16 protein-coding genes are annotated in these 16,790 nt (G+C 66.5%); 7 read left to right on the top strand and 9 right to left on the bottom strand.

The window, feature by feature from the left end; genetic code table 11:
• The first annotated feature begins 33 nt into the window (after positions 1–33).
• The 5 genes from BM115_RS20920 (at position 34) to BM115_RS20900 (ending at position 4,007) form a co-directional block, all read left to right on the top strand.
• Positions 34–1,299 (top strand): type II secretion system F family protein, encoded by a 1,266-nt coding sequence (locus tag BM115_RS20920; protein WP_092298611.1) that lies wholly within the window; start codon positions 34–36, stop codon positions 1,297–1,299.
• 3 nt (positions 1,300–1,302) lie between these two features.
• Positions 1,303–2,169, top strand: coding sequence for a prepilin peptidase (locus BM115_RS20915; RefSeq protein ID WP_092298608.1), 867 nt, complete (start codon positions 1,303–1,305; stop codon positions 2,167–2,169).
• A 68-nt stretch (positions 2,170–2,237) separates the two neighbouring features.
• Positions 2,238–2,846 carry a dephospho-CoA kinase gene (gene coaE, locus BM115_RS20910; protein ID WP_092298605.1) on the top strand — a complete coding sequence of 203 codons (609 nt, stop codon included), beginning with the start codon at positions 2,238–2,240 and terminating at the stop codon, positions 2,844–2,846.
• A gap of 200 nt (positions 2,847–3,046) precedes the next feature.
• Entirely contained in the window at positions 3,047–3,805 is a 759-nt protein-coding gene (gene zapD, locus BM115_RS20905) for a cell division protein ZapD (protein WP_092298602.1), read from the top strand.
• 10 nt (positions 3,806–3,815) lie between these two features.
• Positions 3,816–4,007, top strand: a complete 192-nt coding sequence (locus BM115_RS20900) for a DNA gyrase inhibitor YacG (protein WP_092298599.1) — start codon at positions 3,816–3,818, stop codon at positions 4,005–4,007.
• Between the two features lie 29 nt (positions 4,008–4,036).
• Here BM115_RS20900 and BM115_RS20895 read toward each other — a convergent pair whose 3' ends face one another.
• From BM115_RS20895 to BM115_RS20870, 6 genes are all read right to left on the bottom strand, one after another.
• Positions 4,037–6,079, bottom strand: a complete 2,043-nt coding sequence (locus BM115_RS20895; RefSeq protein ID WP_092298596.1) for an OPT family oligopeptide transporter — start codon at positions 6,077–6,079, stop codon at positions 4,037–4,039.
• A gap of 64 nt (positions 6,080–6,143) precedes the next feature.
• Positions 6,144–6,584 carry an NUDIX domain-containing protein gene (locus BM115_RS20890; RefSeq protein WP_092298593.1) on the bottom strand — a complete coding sequence of 147 codons (441 nt, stop codon included), beginning with the start codon at positions 6,582–6,584 and terminating at the stop codon, positions 6,144–6,146.
• Entirely contained in the window at positions 6,581–7,480 is a 900-nt protein-coding gene (locus BM115_RS20885) for an ATP-binding protein (RefSeq protein WP_092298590.1), read from the bottom strand. The genes BM115_RS20890 and BM115_RS20885 overlap by 4 nt, the downstream gene beginning before the upstream one ends.
• A gap of 21 nt (positions 7,481–7,501) precedes the next feature.
• A complete protein-coding gene (gene argJ / locus BM115_RS20880) occupies positions 7,502–8,728 on the bottom strand; it encodes a bifunctional glutamate N-acetyltransferase/amino-acid acetyltransferase ArgJ (RefSeq protein ID WP_092298587.1) in 1,227 nt (408 codons plus the stop codon).
• Between the two features lie 110 nt (positions 8,729–8,838).
• Positions 8,839–11,631 (bottom strand): preprotein translocase subunit SecA, encoded by a 2,793-nt coding sequence (gene secA / locus BM115_RS20875; protein ID WP_092298583.1) that lies wholly within the window; start codon positions 11,629–11,631, stop codon positions 8,839–8,841.
• A gap of 201 nt (positions 11,632–11,832) precedes the next feature.
• Positions 11,833–12,780 (bottom strand): M23 family metallopeptidase, encoded by a 948-nt coding sequence (locus BM115_RS20870; protein WP_092298580.1) that lies wholly within the window; start codon positions 12,778–12,780, stop codon positions 11,833–11,835.
• A gap of 105 nt (positions 12,781–12,885) precedes the next feature.
• Between BM115_RS20870 and BM115_RS20865 the strand changes: the two genes are divergently transcribed.
• The gene (locus tag BM115_RS20865) at positions 12,886–13,395 is read left to right on the top strand and encodes a DciA family protein (RefSeq protein WP_092298577.1); all 510 of its coding nucleotides are present in this window, start codon (positions 12,886–12,888) and stop codon (positions 13,393–13,395) included.
• Between the two features lie 68 nt (positions 13,396–13,463).
• On the opposite strand, the gene lpxC is transcribed toward BM115_RS20865, so the two are convergent.
• The 3 genes from lpxC to ftsZ form a co-directional block, all read right to left on the bottom strand.
• Positions 13,464–14,381, bottom strand: coding sequence for a UDP-3-O-acyl-N-acetylglucosamine deacetylase (lpxC, locus tag BM115_RS20860; protein ID WP_092298574.1), 918 nt, complete (start codon positions 14,379–14,381; stop codon positions 13,464–13,466).
• A 169-nt stretch (positions 14,382–14,550) separates the two neighbouring features.
• Positions 14,551–15,057 carry a peroxiredoxin gene (locus BM115_RS20855; protein WP_092298571.1) on the bottom strand — a complete coding sequence of 169 codons (507 nt, stop codon included), beginning with the start codon at positions 15,055–15,057 and terminating at the stop codon, positions 14,551–14,553.
• Between the two features lie 361 nt (positions 15,058–15,418).
• Complete coding sequence (gene ftsZ, locus BM115_RS20850; protein ID WP_092298568.1) at positions 15,419–16,609, bottom strand: cell division protein FtsZ; 1,191 nt, start codon at positions 16,607–16,609, stop codon at positions 15,419–15,421.
• Between ftsZ and BM115_RS27360 the strand changes: the two genes are divergently transcribed.
• Positions 16,596–16,751 carry a hypothetical protein gene (locus tag BM115_RS27360; protein WP_177219980.1) on the top strand — a complete coding sequence of 52 codons (156 nt, stop codon included), beginning with the start codon at positions 16,596–16,598 and terminating at the stop codon, positions 16,749–16,751. The two genes, ftsZ and BM115_RS27360, sit on opposite strands and share 14 nt — an antisense overlap.
• The last annotated feature ends 39 nt before the right edge of the window (positions 16,752–16,790 follow it).

Raw genomic sequence — 16,790 nt, 5'->3', positions numbered from 1 at the left:
AATAGTCAATAGACATTAGTCGGGGGTCAAATCATGGCGACGCGCGCACCAGCGGCGGGCGCCCGGACGGCAGCGCCGTCGCGGGCCAAATCAGGGCGGAAGGCGCCCACGCAGTACATCTTCGAATGGGAAGCCAAGGACCGGAAGGGCAAGGGCTTCAAGGGCGAGCAACGGGCCGAAAGCCAGGCGGAGGTCGTCGCCACGCTGCGCAAGCAGGGCCTGACCGTCGTCAAGATGAAGAAGCGCAAGGCGGCGCGCGGCAAGAAGATCACCGAGAAGGACATCGCGTACTTCACGCGTCAGCTCTCGACGATGCTCAAGGCCGGTATTCCGCTGCTGCAATCGATCGACATCATCGCGCGCGGCCACGCCAACCCCAACTTCACGCAGCTGCTGTCCGACATCCGCTTCGACATCGAGGCCGGTAGCAGCATGGCCACTGCGTTCCGGCGCCAGCCGAAGTACTTCGACACGCTGTACTGCAACCTGATCGACGCCGGTGAACAGGGCGGTATTCTCGACGCCCTGCTGGAGCGCCTCTCGCTCTACATGGAAAAGACGATCGCGCTGAAGAGCCAGATCAAGTCCGCGATGATCTACCCGATCTCGGTGCTCTGCGTGGCCTTCGCCGTGACCGTGGTGCTGATGCTGTTCGTGATTCCGGCGTTCAAGGGCGTGTTCTCGAGCTTCGGCGCCGCCCTGCCCGCGCCGACGATGGTCGTGATCAACATGTCCGACTTCTTCGTCACGTACTGGTATCTGGTGATCGGGATACCGATTGCCTCGATCATCTTCTACCTCCGGGCGCGCAAGACCTCGGAAAAGGTCCAGCGCTGGCACGACAAGGCGCTGCTGAAGCTGCCGATCTTCGGCAGCCTGTTCCGCAAGGCCGTGATCGCGCGCTGGACCCGCACGCTGGCCACGATGTTCGCCGCCGGCACGCCGCTGGTGGAGTCGATGGAATCCGTGGCCGGCGCCGCCGGTAACTGGCTGTATTACGATGCCACCCGGGAAATCGAACAGGCCGTGCGGATCGGTACCAGCCTGACCAACGCGATGCAGGCCACGCACGTGTTCGACAACATGGTGCTTCAGATGACGCAGATCGGCGAGGAGTCCGGCGCGCTGGACAACATGCTGCTCAAGGTGGCGGAATTCTACGAGCGCGAGGTCGATGACGCCGTGGCGGCCATCTCCAGCCTGATCGAGCCGCTGATCATCGTGATCCTGGGCGTGCTGATTGGCGGCATGGTGGTGGCGATGTACCTGCCGATCTTCAAGCTGGGCCAGGTGGTGTGACCGATGCAGGCTGTATCCGCGCTTGAAGCCGTGCCGCCGCTGTTCCTGATCGTGGCGGCCGGCCTGCTTGGCCTGCTGGTGGGCAGTTTCCTCAACGTGGTGATCCATCGCCTGCCCCGGATGATGGAATACGACGAGGCCAACTATCTGGCCGAACTACGAGACGAGCCGCTGCCCCACCCGGACCGCTACAACCTCATGGTGCCGCGCTCGGCCTGCCCGCACTGCGGCCACCAGATCGCCGCCTGGGAAAACGTGCCGGTGGTCAGCTACCTGTTCCTGCGGGGGAAATGCTCGGCCTGCAAGGCGCCGATCAGTGTCCGCTATCCGCTGGTGGAGCTGGCCACGGCCGTGCTGACCGGGCTGGCGATGTGGCATTTCGGCCCGACCGTGCAGGCGCTGGCCGCGATCGTCATGGTCTGGAGCCTGGTCGCGCTGACCATGATCGACGCCGACACCCAGCTGCTGCCAGACCAGATCACGCTGCCCCTGCTCTGGCTCGGGCTGCTGCTGAACCTGAACGGCGCCTTCGCGCCGCTGGCCGATGCCGTGATTGGCGCCGCCGCCGGCTACCTGCTGCTGTGGAGTGTCTATTGGCTGTTCAAGCTCGTGCGCGGCAAGGAAGGCATGGGCTACGGCGATTTCAAGCTGATGGGCGCGCTGGGCGCCTGGTTCGGCTGGCAGGCGCTGCCGGCGCTGGTGCTGCTGTCGTCGGTGGTGGGCGCGGTGTTCGGCATCGTGCTGCTGGTTGTGCGGCGCCAGGGCCGCGAGACGCCGTTCCCGTTCGGGCCGTTCATCGCCGGCGCAGGGCTGATCGTGCTGTTCTTTGGCGCCGATGTGCTGCCGCTGGGGCTGACCTTCAGCCGCTGACCGACAGCCGCTGCCCGGAAAGCTGGTATCGTTGGCGCCATTCCTCCACGCTACCGACACGCTTCTCCATGCTGGAAATCGGACTCACGGGCGGCATCGGCTCCGGCAAGACCCGCGTTGCCGACATGTTTGCCGCGCGCGGCGCCGCGCTGATCGACACTGACCTGCTCGCGCATGAGATTACCGCGCCCGGCGGCGCCGCCATCGGCCCGCTGGTGGCGGCATTCGGCCCCGGCTGCCTGCGCCCGGACGGCGCCATGGACCGCGACGCCATGCGCGCCCTGGTCTTCTCGGACCCCACGGCCAAGGCCACGCTCGAAGGCATCACCCATCCGCTGATCCGCTCGCTGACCGAGTCGCGCGCCGCCGCCGTCCGTGCGGGCGGCCAGCATCCGTATCTGATCTATGTGGTGCCGCTGCTGGTGGAATCCGGCACCTGGCGCGCCCGCGTGGGCCGCGTGCTGGTGGTCGATTGCCAGGAAGAGACGCAGATCGCCCGCGTCATGGCGCGCAACGGCTTCACGCGCGCGCAGGTGCTGGCGATCATGGCCCGGCAGGCCACGCGCGCCGCGCGGCTGGCCGTGGCCGATGATGTGATCGACAACGACGGCCCGCCCGAGGCCCTCGCGCCCCAGGTGGAACGGCTCGACGCCTACTATCGTCAGCACGCCGGCTAGCGTGGCGCGCCCCGAGTACGCCGCACGGGCAGATTGCATTTGTCCTTGAGGCGCGACTCGCATAGAATGCGCTGAACATGCCGGGAAAAGCGTGCTAACTGACGGATTTTCCGAAGTTCCGCCAGACCGCCGACCTCGGGCACTCGATTGAATCTGCCTTTCGGCTTCCGGCCCCTCGGCGCGCAGCACGGATACCTCCCTTGATCCTGTACGAATATCCTTTCAACGAACGCATCAGGACGCTCCTGCGCCTGGAAGACCTGTTCGATCGGCTGGATTATTTCCTCGGGCAGGATCACCCCCAGCAGCATCACGTGGCCATTACGACGATCTTCGAGATCATCGATGTGGCCGGCCGCGCCGACCTCAAGACTGACCTGATCAAGGAACTGGAGCGCCAGCGCCAGGCGCTCTCGCCGCTGCGCGCCAATCCGCAGATCGACCAGGACGCGCTGGCCAACGTCATCGCCGAGATCGAACAGGGCATTACCGCGCTGAACCAGACCGTGGGCAAGGCCGGCCAGCTGCTGGCCGACAACGAGTGGCTCACGAGCATCCGCAGCCGCGCCATCATCCCGGGCGGCACCTGCGAATTCGACCTGCCGGCCTACTTCGCGTGGCAGCACCGCCCCGCCGAGGACCGTCAGGCTGATATCCTCAAGTGGGCGCGCCCGCTCACGTCGCTGCGCATGGGCACGTCGATCGTGCTGCGGCTGCTGCGCGAGTCCGGCCAGAGCGGCAAAGTCATCGCCACGGGCGGCAGCTACCAGCAGATGCTGTCGGGCCGCAGCTACCAGCTGATGCAGGTCTACCTCGACGACTCGCTGCTGGCCTTCATTCCCGAGATGAGCGCCAACAAGTACATGCTCTGGGTCCGTTTCACCCAGCAGGACGGCGACATGCGACCGCGTTCGGTCGATGCCGACATCCCGTTCCTGCTCAAGCTCTGCAATTTCTGAAGTCTTCCCGATGCCAGCCGTCGTCAAATGTCCCACCTGCGGCAAGGATGTGCCGTGGGTGCAGGAAAACAAGTTCCGTCCCTTCTGTTCCGACCGCTGCAAGCAGATCGACCTTGGCGCCTGGGCGGCCGAGAAGTATGTGATCGGCGGCAAGCCCGGCGAGACGCCCTCGGCGGACCTGCCTGAAGAAGAGGAAGACTGAGCGGCGCCCGGCGCCCCCTCCTCCGCGCCCTACCGCGTCGCCAGCACGCGCCGGCAGAACCCCACGCAGACCAGCACGAAGACCGCCAGCCCCAGCCACTCGGCCGTGGTGGCAAACCCTGCGCCGACCAGCGCCAGTGGCGCCTCCTTGCCGGACAGGCCGATGATGGCCGCCAGCGCCACGCCGACCAGACTCTCCCCGACGATCAGCCCCGACGCCAGCAGCGTGCCGCGCCGCTCGGCGTGCGCCACCGCCAGCGTCACGTCATCGCCGCGCGCCTCGGCGCGGCGGCGCTCGGCCCGCAGCAGCCACCACGACAGCACCGCGCCCACCACCAGCGCGGAGCTGATGGTCGGCGGCAGGTAGATGCCGATGCCCACCGCCAGCACGGGCAGGCGCGCCACACCGCCCCGGCGGCGCAGCATTTCGTCGATGGCAATCAGCACCACGCCCAGCGCCACGCCGATCAGGATCATGGTCCAGTTGAGCTGGTGCGTGAAAATGCCCGTGGCGATGGCCGTCATCAGCGTGGCCTGCGGCGCCGCGAGCGCCTGGCCGGGGTCCATATCGGCCCGGGGCAGCGTGCCGGCAAAGCCGTACGCGTTGTAGAGCAGTTCCAGCACCGGCGGAATCACCGCCGCGCCCACGGCGCAGCCAATCAGCAGCGCTACCTGCTGGCGCCACGGCGTGGCGCCGACCAGCCAGCCGGTCTTCAGATCCTGGAGGTTGTCGTTGGCGATGGACGCCACCGCCACCACCGCCGACGTCGTGAAGATCGCCAGCGCAATCGCGAACTTGCCGCCCTCCGGCGTGCCCATCAGCCCATCGAGCGTGCCCACGCCGAGGATCAGCAGCGACACCAGGATCACGGCGATGATGCCGATGCCCGAGATCGGGCTGGCAGACGAGCCGACCAGCCCCGCCATATAGCCGCAGGCGGCCGCCACCAGGAAGCCGAACACGAAGGCGAACAGCACGGCGCAGGCCACGAGCCGCCACATCGCGCCGTCATCGAGCGGCGACGGGGCGAGGAAATGGCCAAACGTGACCGCCAGCACCGCGAGCAGCACCAGCGTGATGGCGCCGATCCAGACCGCCGGCAGGTCGCGCTGGGTCCGTGGGATCTCGCCGCCCTGCCCGGCACCTTGTCCGGCACTGTTCCCGCGCAGCGCACCCATCGACGCCCGCACGCCCTCGACCATCGGCTTGAACAACGTGGCGAGCGTCCAGATCGCGGCAATCCCGATCGTGCCGGCACCGATAAAGCGTGCCTGCGTACTCCAGACCGAGGTGCCGAAGCTCGCCAGCGTGGCGCCAGCCGGCATCGGCGTAATCGCGGTCAGCCACGGCACGGCCACGCCCCATGTGAGCACGAGGCCCAGCAGCATGGCCAGCCCGCCGACGATGCCGACCAGATACCCGGCACCGACCAGCGCCAGCGAGAACCCCATCGACAGCCGCACCACCGACGCGCCCGCCGCCAGCCACGCATTGGCCCCTTCGGCCAGCACGCGCAGCCCGCCCGCGGCGAAGCTGAACAGCCCCGCCGCCACGCCGCCGGCTAGCAGATCGGCCAGTCCGGTGGCCTGCTTGGTCTCGCCGGGCGCCTCGCTGGCGCTGCCCACGCGCAGGATCTCTGCAGCCGCGACGCCCTCGGGGTACGGCAGGTCGCTCTTTACGACCATCGCGTGACGTAGCGGAATGCTGAAAATCACGCCGAGCATGCCGCCCGCCGCGCAGATCGACAGCGTCTGCCAGAACGGAAATCCCTGCCAGTGGCCGAGCATGACCAGCCCCGGCAGGATGAAGATGATCGACGACAAGGTGCCCGCGGCGGACGCCTGCGTCTGCACCATGTTGTTTTCGAGGATATTGGCGCCCGGAAACAGCCGCAGCACGGCCATCGAAATCACGGCGGCTGGAATGGCGGAGGAGAAGGTCAGGCCGACTTTCAGGCCGAGGTAGATGTTGGACGCGGTGAACACCACGGTGATCAGCGCGCCCAGGATGATGCCGCGCAGCGTCAGCTCGGGCAGGGAGATGGCATCGTCGATGCGGTCGACACGTTGCATTGGGCCTCCAGTGTTTGTTGTTCAACTTCTGGTGACGGGGGCGACGGGACTGGCATGCGGCCACTCAGGGCGTGGGGCGCTCCTCTGCGAGCCATGCCACGACGGGGATCGTCGCCGGCAGCAGCGGGCCGACATCGACCGGGGCGTACTGCCACGAGAACGCCTGGCCTTCGCGACCGACCGGCTGGCCAACCCAGTCGGTGACCTTGCAGAAATAGAGCCGCACATAGGCGTGCGGGTAGTCATGTTCGAGCGTATGCCAGCGCTCGCTGCGCGTGACGTCGAGGCCGAGTTCCTCGTGCAGCTCGCGCGCCAGCGCAGCCTCGACGGTCTCGCCCGGCTCCAGCTTGCCGCCCGGGAATTCCCAGTAGCCCTCGTATGGCTTGCCCGCCGGGCGCTGCGCCAGCAGGAAGCGGCCATCGGGCCGCACCAGCACGCCGACGGCCACCTCGGTGACCGGGCGCGCCTGGCCGTCCGGGGACACTACCGTGCCGGCGCCGCTCATGCCTGGGGTCCCACGTCGGCCACGAAGGGCTTGCCGTGCTTGCCACCCCAGTCGCGCGCGAACTGCCACGCCACCCGGCCCGAGCGCGAACCGCGCTCCAGCGCCCAGACCAGCGCATCGCCACGCGCGGCGGCGATGTCTTCGGCGCTGCAGCCGAAGTGCCCCAGCCAATGGCCGACGATGGCCAGGTACTCGTCCTGCTTGGGCGGATAGAACGACAGCCACAGCCCGAAGCGCTCGGACAGCGAGATCTTCTCCTCGACCACCTCGCCCGGATGGATTTCGCCATCGGCCGTGTGCTGGTAGGTCTCGTTGTCCTTCATGTACTCGGGCAGCAGGTGGCGGCGGTTGGACGTGGCGTAGATCAGCACGTTGTCCGACTGGGCGGCCACCGAGCCGTCCAGCGCGGACTTCAGCGACTTGTAGCCCGACTCGCCTTCCTCGAACGACAGGTCATCGCAGAAGATCACGAAGCGCTCGGGCCGCTGGGCCAGCTGTTCGACGATATCGCCGAGGTCGCCCAGATCGTCCTTGTCCACCTCCACCAGCCGCAGCCCTTGCTTCACGTACGCGTTCAGGCAGGCCTTGATCAGCGACGACTTGCCGGTGCCACGCGCGCCGGTCAGCAGCACGTTGTTGGCCGGCAGCTTCTGCACGAACTGGCGCGTATTGGCGACGATGGCGTCCTTCTGGCGCTCGATGTTCTTGAGATCGTCCAGATAGATCGGCGGAAGCTGCTTGATCGCCTGCAGATAGCCGATATTGCCGAACAGGCTCTGACGCTTGCGCCAGCGGAACGCTACCGCCTCCTGCCAGTCCGCGTCGCTCAGTTGCGGCGGCAGCCATTGTTCCAGTCGGGCGAGAAAGCTATCGAGGCGGGCAGCAAGGTCAGACATGGCAGGGGCGAATTCAGAAAATTACGAACGATAGTCGGCGTTGATCGACACGTAGTCGTGCGAGAGGTCGCAGGTCCACACGGTGGCTTCGGCGTTGCCGCGGCCCAGCGCGATGCGCACGGTGATCTCGGCCTGCTTCATCACGCGCTGGCCGTCTTCCTCGCGGTAGTCGGGGTTGCGGCCGCCGTCGCGGGCCACCCAGACGTCATCGAGCCACAGGTTCACGCGATCGACGTCGAGGTCGTTCACACCGGCATAGCCCACGGCGGCCAGGATGCGGCCCAGGTTGGGGTCCGAGGCGTAGAACGCGGTCTTGACCAGCGGCGAATGCGCCACCGCGTAGGCGATCTGGCGGCATTCGGCCACGTTGTTGCCGCCTTCCACGTGAATCGTCATCAGCTTGGTGGCACCCTCGCCATCGCGCACGATCATCTGGGCCAGTTCCTGCGCCAGCGACGTCACGGCGTCGCGCAGCGCGGCGAAGGCCGGGCCGTCGGCGCGGTCAATGGACACGCCAGCCTTGCCCGTGGCGATCAGCACGAACGAGTCATTGGTCGACGTATCGCCATCGATGGTGATGCTGTTGAACGAATGGTCGGCGGCGTGCGAAACCAGTGCCTGGAGCACCGGCTGCGCCACGGCGGCGTCCAGCGCGATGAAGCCGAGCATGGTCGCCATGTTCGGGCGGATCATGCCGGCGCCCTTGCTGATGCCGGACAGCGTGACCGTCTTGCCGTCGATCTGCACCGTGCGCGACGCGGCCTTGGGCTGCGTGTCGGTGGTCATGATCGACTCGGCGGCGGCCAGCCAGTTGTCGGCGCGCGCATTGGCGATGGCAGCCGGCAGCGCGGCGGTCAGGCGATCGACCGGAAGCTGCTCCAGGATCACGCCAGTCGAGAACGGCAGCACCTGGTTGGCGGCGATGCCAAGCTGGGCGGCCAGGGCGTCGCACGTGGCGCGCGCGGCCTTCAGGCCCGGTTCGCCGGTGCCGGCGTTGGCATTGCCGGTGTTGACCACCAGCGCGCGGATGCCCGGGCCCGTGGCGAGGTGCTCGCGGCAAACCTGCACCGGCGCGGCGCAGAAGCGGTTCTGCGTGAACACGCCGGCCACGGTGCTGCCTTCGGCCACGCGGACCACGAGCACATCCTTGCGATTGGCCTTGCGGATGCCCGCCTCGGCCCAACCCAGCTCCACGCCGGCAACGGATTTCAAATTCTCTGCCTGGGGCAGCGGCAGGTTCACGGGCATGTGCGGCTCCTTGGTTGCATCTGACAAATATGCCCGCTTGCGCGGGCATTGTGCGGTCTGTGACTCCCCTCTCCCGGACGATGTCGCGGGAGAGGGAGAGGGTCCCCGGCTCAGCTAAGCTTGCCGTGGCACTGCTTGAACTTCTTGCCCGATCCGCACGGGCACGGATCGTTACGGCCAACCTTCGGCATGCCGGCCACCGCCATGTCCGCGCCCATCGCGGCCATGGCCGCCTGCGCGGTGCCACGGCGCGCCAGCGAGGCGTCTTCCACCGGCTCGGCGCGTTCGGCAAACTCGTCGTGCTTGTACTGCACGTTCTCCAGATGCGCCAGCCCTTCCTCAATCTGCTCCGAAGCCTGCTCGAGTTGCTCCGGCGACTGGATCTGCACATTGAAGATCACGCGGGTGACTTCGCTCTTGATCACGTCCAGCAGGCGCGCGAACAGTTCGAACGACTCGCGCTTGTACTCCTGCTTCGGGTCCTTCTGGGCATAGCCGCGCAGGTGGATACCCTGGCGCAGGTGGTCCAGCGCGGCCAGATGCTCGCGCCAGTGCGTGTCGATGCTCTGCAGCATGACCGAGCGCTCGAAGCCTGCGAACGACTCCCGGCCCACCTGGTTGACCTTGGCGTCGTAGGTTTCGCGCGCCGTGGTCATCACCAGATTCAGCAGTTCTTCATCCTCGATGCTCTGGGCGCCCTCGATGGTCTTGGCCAGCGGCACGTCCAGGCCCCAGTCGTCGCGCAGGCGCGTTTCCAGGCTGGCGATGTCCCACTGTTCTTCCATGGTCTCGGCCGGCACGTGGTCGCGGAACAGCTCCACCAGCACGCTCTCGCGCAGGTTGCCCACCATCTCGCCGACGTCGTTCGATTCCAGCACGTCGTTGCGGAGCTTGTAGATCTCCTTGCGCTGGTCGTTGGCCACGTCGTCGTACTGGAGCAGCTGCTTGCGGATGTCGAAGTTGCGGCCTTCCACCTTGCGCTGTGCCGATTCGATCGAGCGCGTGACGATGCCAGCCTCGATCGGCTCGCCTTCGGGCATCTTCAGCCGTTCCATGATCGCGCGCACGCGGTCGCCGGCGAAGATGCGCAGCAGCTGGTCGTCCAGCGACAGGTAGAAGCGCGACGAACCCGGGTCACCCTGGCGGCCGGCACGGCCACGCAGCTGGTTGTCGATCCGGCGCGACTCATGGCGCTCGGTGCCGACGATATGCAGGCCGCCGGCGGCCTTGACCTGATCGTGCAGAGACTGCCATTCGTCCTTGAGCTGGGCGATGCGGGCGGCCTTGTCGGCGTCCGACAGGCTTGCGTCGATCTCGATGAAGCCGGCCTGCTTCTCCACGTTGCCGCCCAGCACGATGTCGGTACCGCGACCGGCCATGTTCGTGGCGATCGTGATCATCTTGGGGCGGCCCGCCTGGGCCACGATCTCGGCTTCGCGCTCGTGCTGCTTGGCGTTCAGCACCTGGTGGGGCAGTTTTTCCTTGTTCAGCAGGTCCGACAGGTACTCGGACGTCTCGATCGACGTCGTGCCCACCAGCACCGGCTGGCCGCGCTCGAAACAGTCGCGGATGTCGCGCACCACAGCGTCGTAGCGTTCCTTCGACGTCTTGTAGATCTGGTCCTGCAGGTCCTTGCGCTGGGCCTGGCGGTTGGTCGGGATCACCACGACCTCGAGGCCGTAGATTTCCTGGAATTCGTACGCTTCCGTGTCCGCCGTACCGGTCATGCCGGCCAGCTTCTCGTACATGCGGAAGTAGTTCTGGAAGGTGATGGTCGCCAGCGTCTGGTTTTCCTGCTGGACCGTCACGCCTTCCTTGGCTTCCACGGCCTGGTGCAGGCCGTCGGACCAGCGGCGGCCCGTCATCAGGCGGCCCGTGAATTCATCGACGATCACCACTTCGTCGTTCTGCACCACGTAGTGCTGGTCGCGGTGGAACAGGCTGTGCGCGCGCAGGGCGGCGTACAGGTGGTGCATCAGCGTGATGTTCTGCGGCGCGTAGAGCGATTCGCCCTCGCCGATCAGGCCCTGCTGGTTCAGGATCTCTTCCGCCTTCTCGTGGCCGGCCTCGGTCAGGTAGACCTGATGGCCCTTCTCGTCGACGTAGTAGTCGCCGGGCGTCTCCACGCCGGTGCCGTCGGCCTTTTCCTCGCCGATCTGGCGCACGAGCAGCTTGGGAATGCCGTTCATGCGCTGGTACAGGTCGGTCTGGTTCTCGGCCTGACCCGAGATGATCAGCGGCGTACGTGCCTCATCGATCAGGATCGAGTCCACTTCGTCGACGATCGCGTAGTGCAGCGGGCGCTGCACGCGCTGCGACGGGTCGTAGACCATGTTGTCGCGCAGGTAGTCGAAGCCGAACTCGTTGTTCGTGCCGTAGGTGATGTCCGAGTTATAAGCGCGCTGCTTCTCATCATGAGGCATCTGCGAGAGGTTGACCCCCACCGACAGCCCCAGGAAGTTGTACAGGCGGCCCATCCACTCGGCATCGCGCTGGGCCAGGTAGTCGTTCACGGTCACCACGTGCACGCCCTTGCCGGTAATGGCATTGAGGTACACGGCCAGCGTGGCGGTCAGCGTCTTGCCCTCGCCGGTACGCATTTCGGCGATCTTGTTGTCGTTCAGGACCATGCCGCCGATCAGCTGCACGTCGAAGTGGCGCATCTTCATGACGCGCTTGCTGGCCTCGCGGCAGACGGCAAACGCCTCCGGCAACAGCGCGTCAATCGATTCGCCGCCCGCGTGGCGCTGGCGGAAGGTCTCGGTCATGCCGCGCAGGTCGTCGTCCGAAAGCTGTTCGAATTTCGGCTCCAGCGCGTTGATCTTCACGACCATGCCGCGATATTGTTTGATCAGCCGTTCGTTGCGGCTGCCGAAGACTTTCTTGAGAAGGCCCGTGATCATCGAGTGCTTTCCCCTGCGCGCGCGGCCCGGATACAGCTTGGACGACGGCGAGGAATGGGTGGATTGGCGCAAAACGCCGAGTTTATCATGTGGCGGTGTCGTGGCCGGGACCCAAACAGGCTCCTTCTGCGCTGGCGCAACAGCCGCCAGACCACCTTCGACAGGTTGGGACTCTCCCGCCGCCTTCAATGTTCCGCGCAGTTAGCGGATGGCAGTGCGATCGGTCGGCACGGGCGCCGTGGCAATGGCCGGTGCCGGGGCCGGGTTCGGCGCGGCGGCGGTCAGGAACCCGATCGGGTTACGCGGCACGCCGTTGACGTGGACCTCGAAGTGCAGGTGCGCGCCGGTGGACCGGCCCGTGCTGCCCACGCGCGCCACTTCCTGCCCCGCGCGGACCAGATCGCCCACCTTCACCAGCGACTTCGACGCATGCGCATAGCGGGTCTTGAGCCCGTTGCCATGGTCGATGTCGATCATGTTGCCGTACTCGGGGTGCCACTCGGCCGCCACGACCACCCCGCCGGCCGCCGCGACGATCGGCGTACCAATCGGGGCGACGAAATCCACACCATCGTGCCGGGTGCGCCGGCCCGAGAACGGATCGATGCGGGCGCCGAAGCTCGAGCCATCGTAGCCCACCGCCACCGGCATCACGCTCGGCGTGCGGCGCTCGCGCAGTTGGCGGTCGATGAGTGCCCCTTCAATCACATCGAAGAAATCGACGCGATGGTCGGCCTGCTTGCCGAGCCGGGCCAGTTCGTCGCGCAGGTCGGGCAGGGTCAGCGCGGTGGATCGCTCGACCGCGGCGGGGCCGCCCCGGGCCGGGCGATGGCGGAAGTCGAAGTCCTGCGGCGCGATGCCGGCCAGGCCGGACACGCGCTCGCCGAGCGCATCGAGCCGGACCATCTGGGCCTGGAGTTCGCCGACGCGGGCAGCCAGCACGGCGAGGTTGGCGCGCAGGTAGGCGTTGTCGCGCGCCTGCCCGGAGGCCTCGGCGCCCGGCTGGGCACGGGCGACATACCAGGTGATAGCGGAAGATGCGGCGGCCACGAGCAGGCACAGCACGATGGCAAGTAGCCCGGCGCGCAACGGCGTGAGCTGAAGACGGAACACCCGCGGCGCACGCGGATGCAGCACGATGATTTGCATGACCTACCCCCTTCGCCGACAAAAAAGAGGCCGACCGGCCTCGTCGCGCATGCGGGCGGGGCATCCCGGCTCTCGGTGGCCAGGATTGCGCGCTAGAATGCGCGCATGCGCATGTTCACTCACCACGCTCTCCAGACGCCGGTTGCCAAGCCACTCAACGATTGGCTGAACAAGTCCGGGCCGGTTTCGGCGCTCATGCAGACGGCGCGCGAACTGGCGTCACTGGAAGCGGAAGTCCTGTCGCTCCTGCCCCGCGGCCTGCAGGACGGGATCGCCGTGGCCGGTGTCAAACATGACAACCGGGGCCCGCAGGCGGAAGCGACATTGCTGTTGCTGGCCGCGCATGGCGCGGCGGCTGCGCGGGTGCGGCAAGTGGTGCCGACCCTGCTTACCCGGCTGCAACAGCGGGGCTCGCAGGTTACCGCAATCCGGGTACGGGTACAACCGGAGGTCGGGCGGGGGGATTGGGACACCGGTCCGGTCACGCGCCAGCCCCGCACGGCCAACCTGCCGCCGGTGGGGCTGACCAGCATGGATCAACTGGCGCAGAGCCTGGAATCCTCGCCGCTGAAGGAAGCGGTGGAGGCGTTGCTGGCGCGGCATCGCAACCGCTGACGCCGCCGTACTAAATAGAAACGGCCTCCCAAGGGAGGCCGTTGTCGTTTGCGCCGGGGGCGCGGTGCTCAGGCAAACGCCGGCTGCACCTGCGGCAGGAAGGCGGCGGGCGCTTCTTCCAGCTTGTCGAAGGTCACGATTTCGTACGCTTCCTGGTCCGCCAGCAGCGCGCGCAGCAGCTGGTTGTTCAGGCCGTGGCCGGACTTGTTGGCCACGTAGGCGCCAATCAGCGGATGGCCGACCACGTAGAGGTCGCCAATCGCATCGAGGATCTTGTGGCGCACGAACTCGTCGCCGTAGCGCAGTTCCTCATTGTTCAGCATGCGGTGCTCGTCCAGCACGATGGCGTTGTCCAGGCTGCCGCCACGGGCCAGGCCCATTTCGCGCAGCGCTTCTACCTCGTGGGCGAAGCCGAAGGTGCGGGCCCGGGCGATCTCGCGCACGTAGCTCGTGTCGGCGAAATCGATCGAGAACGCCTGGCCGGTCTTGTCGACGGCCGGATGGCGGAAGTCGATCGTGAACGAGAGCTTGAAGCCGAAGTACGGCTCCAGCCGGGCCAGCTTGTCGCCCTCGCGCACTTCCACGGCCTTCTTCACGCGGATGAAACGCTTGGCGGCCGACTGCTCCTCGATCCCCGCCGACTGCAGCAGGAACACGAACGACGCGGCGCTGCCGTCCATGATCGGGATTTCCTCGGCATCCACGTCGACATAGAGATTGTCGATGCCCAGGCCAGCGCAGGCCGACATCAGGTGTTCCACCGTCGAGACGCGCGCGCCGTTCTTCTGGAGCACGGACGCCAGGCGCGTGTCGCCGATGGCGCTGGCGGCCACGGGAATTTCCACCGGTTCCGGCAGATCGACACGGGTGAATACGATGCCTGCATCGACGGGGGCCGGTCGCAGGGTCAGCGTCACTTTGCGACCCGAGTGCAAACCGATGCCAACCGTCTTCACCAGGGATTTGATGGTGCGCTGTTTGAGCATGACAGCCTCAATCTCTTAGGTGGCCCACATTATAAAAAACTATTGGGCGCAAATTTTAATAACGCCATACTACCACCGCTTGGTGTATTGCGCCGCACCACTTTGTGTCGGGTTGTTAACCAGTGTTACCAAAGTCGGCCAGACATCACTCCGGCCGAGCCAATCCGTGTCAGGCGCGCAACGCCTCAAGAACGGCTTCGGCGCTGCTGACCTTGAATTCGCCGGGGGCTTCCACGAACAGGTGGGTGACCACGCCGTCGTCCAGCACCATCGCGTAGCGCTTGGCGCGCACGCCCAGGCCGCGCTGGCTCAGGTCCTGGTCCAGCCCGAGGGCCTTGGCCCATTGTGCAGCGCCGTCGGCCATCATGCGGACTTTGCCGCCGGTCTGCTGCTCACGGCCCCAGGCGCCCATCACGAAGGCGTCGTTGACCGCGTGGCACCAGATCTCGTCCACACCGGCCGCCCGGAACTGGTCGGCTTGCTCGACGAAACCGGGCACGTGCTTGGCGGAGCAGGTCGGCGTGAACGCGCCGGGCAGGCCGAACACGACAATGCGGCGGCCCTTGACCAGGTCGGCCACCGGGAAGGCATTGGGTCCGAGCGCGCAACCGCCGGTCTCGGTTTCGAAGAATTCGTACAGGGTGGCGTCGGGGACGCGCTGGCCAACACTGATCATGGGGGCGATTTCCTAAAGGCCGAAAAAGACGAAAGTCCGGGCTGGTGAAAACCCTGACTGCAATCATAGGCCACAAAAACGACTGCGCGGCGCACCGGTTCGGCACGCCGCGCGGACGACGAGGCATCCCGCCGCGGGAAGGCGGGAACAGTCCGGGGAGGCGGCCGAAGGCACGCCTGTCCCGGCAACGGGATGCGGGCGGAGACAGTGCCGACGCGGGCGCGGCGCAGCCGGGCGCGCTGACGGGCTACGTCAGTCCTGGCGAATGCCGAGCGGATAGGGAGCGCTCAGGCTTCGCGGATCAGACCACGTGCAACCCGCCAGGCGCACGGCCGCAGCCGCCGCCCTGCCGGTAGCCAACTCAGTCCGCCTGCTTGCGCAGGAAGGCCGGGATGTCGTACGTGTCCACACCCTTTTCCTGCAGCGCCGCCACGTGAGCCGATGCCGACTCACGCGAGCTGCGCCACACGGCCGGCGTATCCAGGCCGCTGTAGTCCGGCGAGGCATGCGCCGGGGCAGCGGTCATGCCGCCCATCATCTGCATCGGGATGTTGTCCGTGCCGGTCTTCAGCAGCGTCATCGGCTGCTGCTTCTTGGCCGAACGGCCCAGGCCCGTGGCCACCACGGTCACGCGCAGTGCGTCGCCCATCGAATCGTCGTACACCGTACCGAAGATCACCGTGGCATCTTCCGCGGCGTAGCTGCGGATGGTGTTCATGACTTCCTTGGTTTCCGACAGCTTCAGCGAGCGGCTGGCCGTGATGTTGACCAGCACGCCGCGCGCGCCGGACAGGTCCACGCCTTCCAACAGCGGGCTGGCGACGGCCTGCTCGGCAGCCAGGCGGGCGCGGTCCACGCCGGACACGGTTGCCGTGCCCATCATGGCCTTGCCCTGCTCGCCCATCACCGTCTTCACGTCTTCGAAGTCGACGTTCACGAGGCCGTCAACGTTGATGATCTCGGCAATGCCGGCCACCGCGTTGTGCAGCACGTCGTCGGCGCACTGGAAGCACTTGTCCATCTCGGCGTCGTCGCCCATCACCTCGAACAGCTTCTCGTTGAGCACCACGATCAGCGAGTCCACCGACGACTCCAGTTCGCCCGAGCCATGTTCGGCCACCTTGGCGCGACGTGCGCCTTCGAAGTCGAACGGCTTGCTGACCACACCCACGGTCAGGATGCCCATTTCCTTGGCCACCTGCGCCACGATCGGGGCAGCGCCGGTACCGGTGCCACCGCCCATGCCGGCAGTGATGAAGACCATGTGCGCACCGCGCAGGGAATCGGCGATCTGCTCGCGCGCCTGTTCGGCGCAGTTGCGACCCACCTCCGGCTTGGCGCCGGCGCCCAGACCCGTATTACCGAGTTGCAGCACGCGCGACGCCGTGGAGCGCTTGAGCGCCTGGGCATCGGTGTTCATGCAGATGAATTCCACGCCCTGCACGCCACGGCTGATCATGTGCTGCACGGCGTTGCCGCCCGCACCGCCCACACCCACCACCTTGATGATGGTGCCGTCCTGCATCTCCGATTCGATCATGTCAAAGTCCATCACTGCCTCCGTGAAAAATCAGTCCCCAAACGCTGCAGCCTCCCCGCCGCAGCCCTTGGTTCCTGAACAAGAAACCAAAATAGAAGAAGAAAACCTGCTCAACGTGCCATCGCGCGATTCGATGACCGCGACGCATGGCTGACTCGTAAAACGTCTAAAAAAATCCCTAAAACAACCTGAC

The sequence above is a fragment of the Cupriavidus sp. OV096 genome, assembly GCF_900115455.1.
In the GTDB taxonomy this organism is placed as follows: Bacteria; Pseudomonadota; Gammaproteobacteria; order Burkholderiales; family Burkholderiaceae; genus Cupriavidus.
The sequence above is the reverse complement of the archived record's forward strand: the minus strand, read 5'-3'. Positions and strand labels throughout refer to the sequence as shown.

Bases quoted from the DNA above. Each gene is read 5' to 3' on its own strand.
- BM115_RS20920 (WP_092298611.1), top strand. From the start codon at position 34: ATGGCGACGCGCGCACCAGCGGCGGGCGCCCGGACGGCAGCGCCGTCG.
- BM115_RS20915 (WP_092298608.1), top strand. From the start codon at position 1,303: ATGCAGGCTGTATCCGCGCTTGAAGCCGTGCCGCCGCTGTTCCTGATC.
- coaE (WP_092298605.1), top strand. From the start codon at position 2,238: ATGCTGGAAATCGGACTCACGGGCGGCATCGGCTCCGGCAAGACCCGC.
- BM115_RS20900 (WP_092298599.1), top strand. From the start codon at position 3,816: ATGCCAGCCGTCGTCAAATGTCCCACCTGCGGCAAGGATGTGCCGTGG.
- BM115_RS20895 (WP_092298596.1), bottom strand. From the start codon at position 6,079: ATGCAACGTGTCGACCGCATCGACGATGCCATCTCCCTGCCCGAGCTG.
- BM115_RS20890 (WP_092298593.1), bottom strand. From the start codon at position 6,584: ATGAGCGGCGCCGGCACGGTAGTGTCCCCGGACGGCCAGGCGCGCCCG.
- BM115_RS20885 (WP_092298590.1), bottom strand. From the start codon at position 7,480: ATGTCTGACCTTGCTGCCCGCCTCGATAGCTTTCTCGCCCGACTGGAA.
- argJ (WP_092298587.1), bottom strand. From the start codon at position 8,728: ATGCCCGTGAACCTGCCGCTGCCCCAGGCAGAGAATTTGAAATCCGTT.
- secA (WP_092298583.1), bottom strand. From the start codon at position 11,631: ATGATCACGGGCCTTCTCAAGAAAGTCTTCGGCAGCCGCAACGAACGG.
- BM115_RS20870 (WP_092298580.1), bottom strand. From the start codon at position 12,780: ATGCAAATCATCGTGCTGCATCCGCGTGCGCCGCGGGTGTTCCGTCTT.
- BM115_RS20865 (WP_092298577.1), top strand. From the start codon at position 12,886: ATGCGCATGTTCACTCACCACGCTCTCCAGACGCCGGTTGCCAAGCCA.
- lpxC (WP_092298574.1), bottom strand. From the start codon at position 14,381: ATGCTCAAACAGCGCACCATCAAATCCCTGGTGAAGACGGTTGGCATC.
- BM115_RS20855 (WP_092298571.1), bottom strand. From the start codon at position 15,057: ATGATCAGTGTTGGCCAGCGCGTCCCCGACGCCACCCTGTACGAATTC.
- BM115_RS27360 (WP_177219980.1), top strand. From the start codon at position 16,596: ATGTCAAAGTCCATCACTGCCTCCGTGAAAAATCAGTCCCCAAACGCT.
- ftsZ (WP_092298568.1), bottom strand. From the start codon at position 16,609: ATGGACTTTGACATGATCGAATCGGAGATGCAGGACGGCACCATCATC.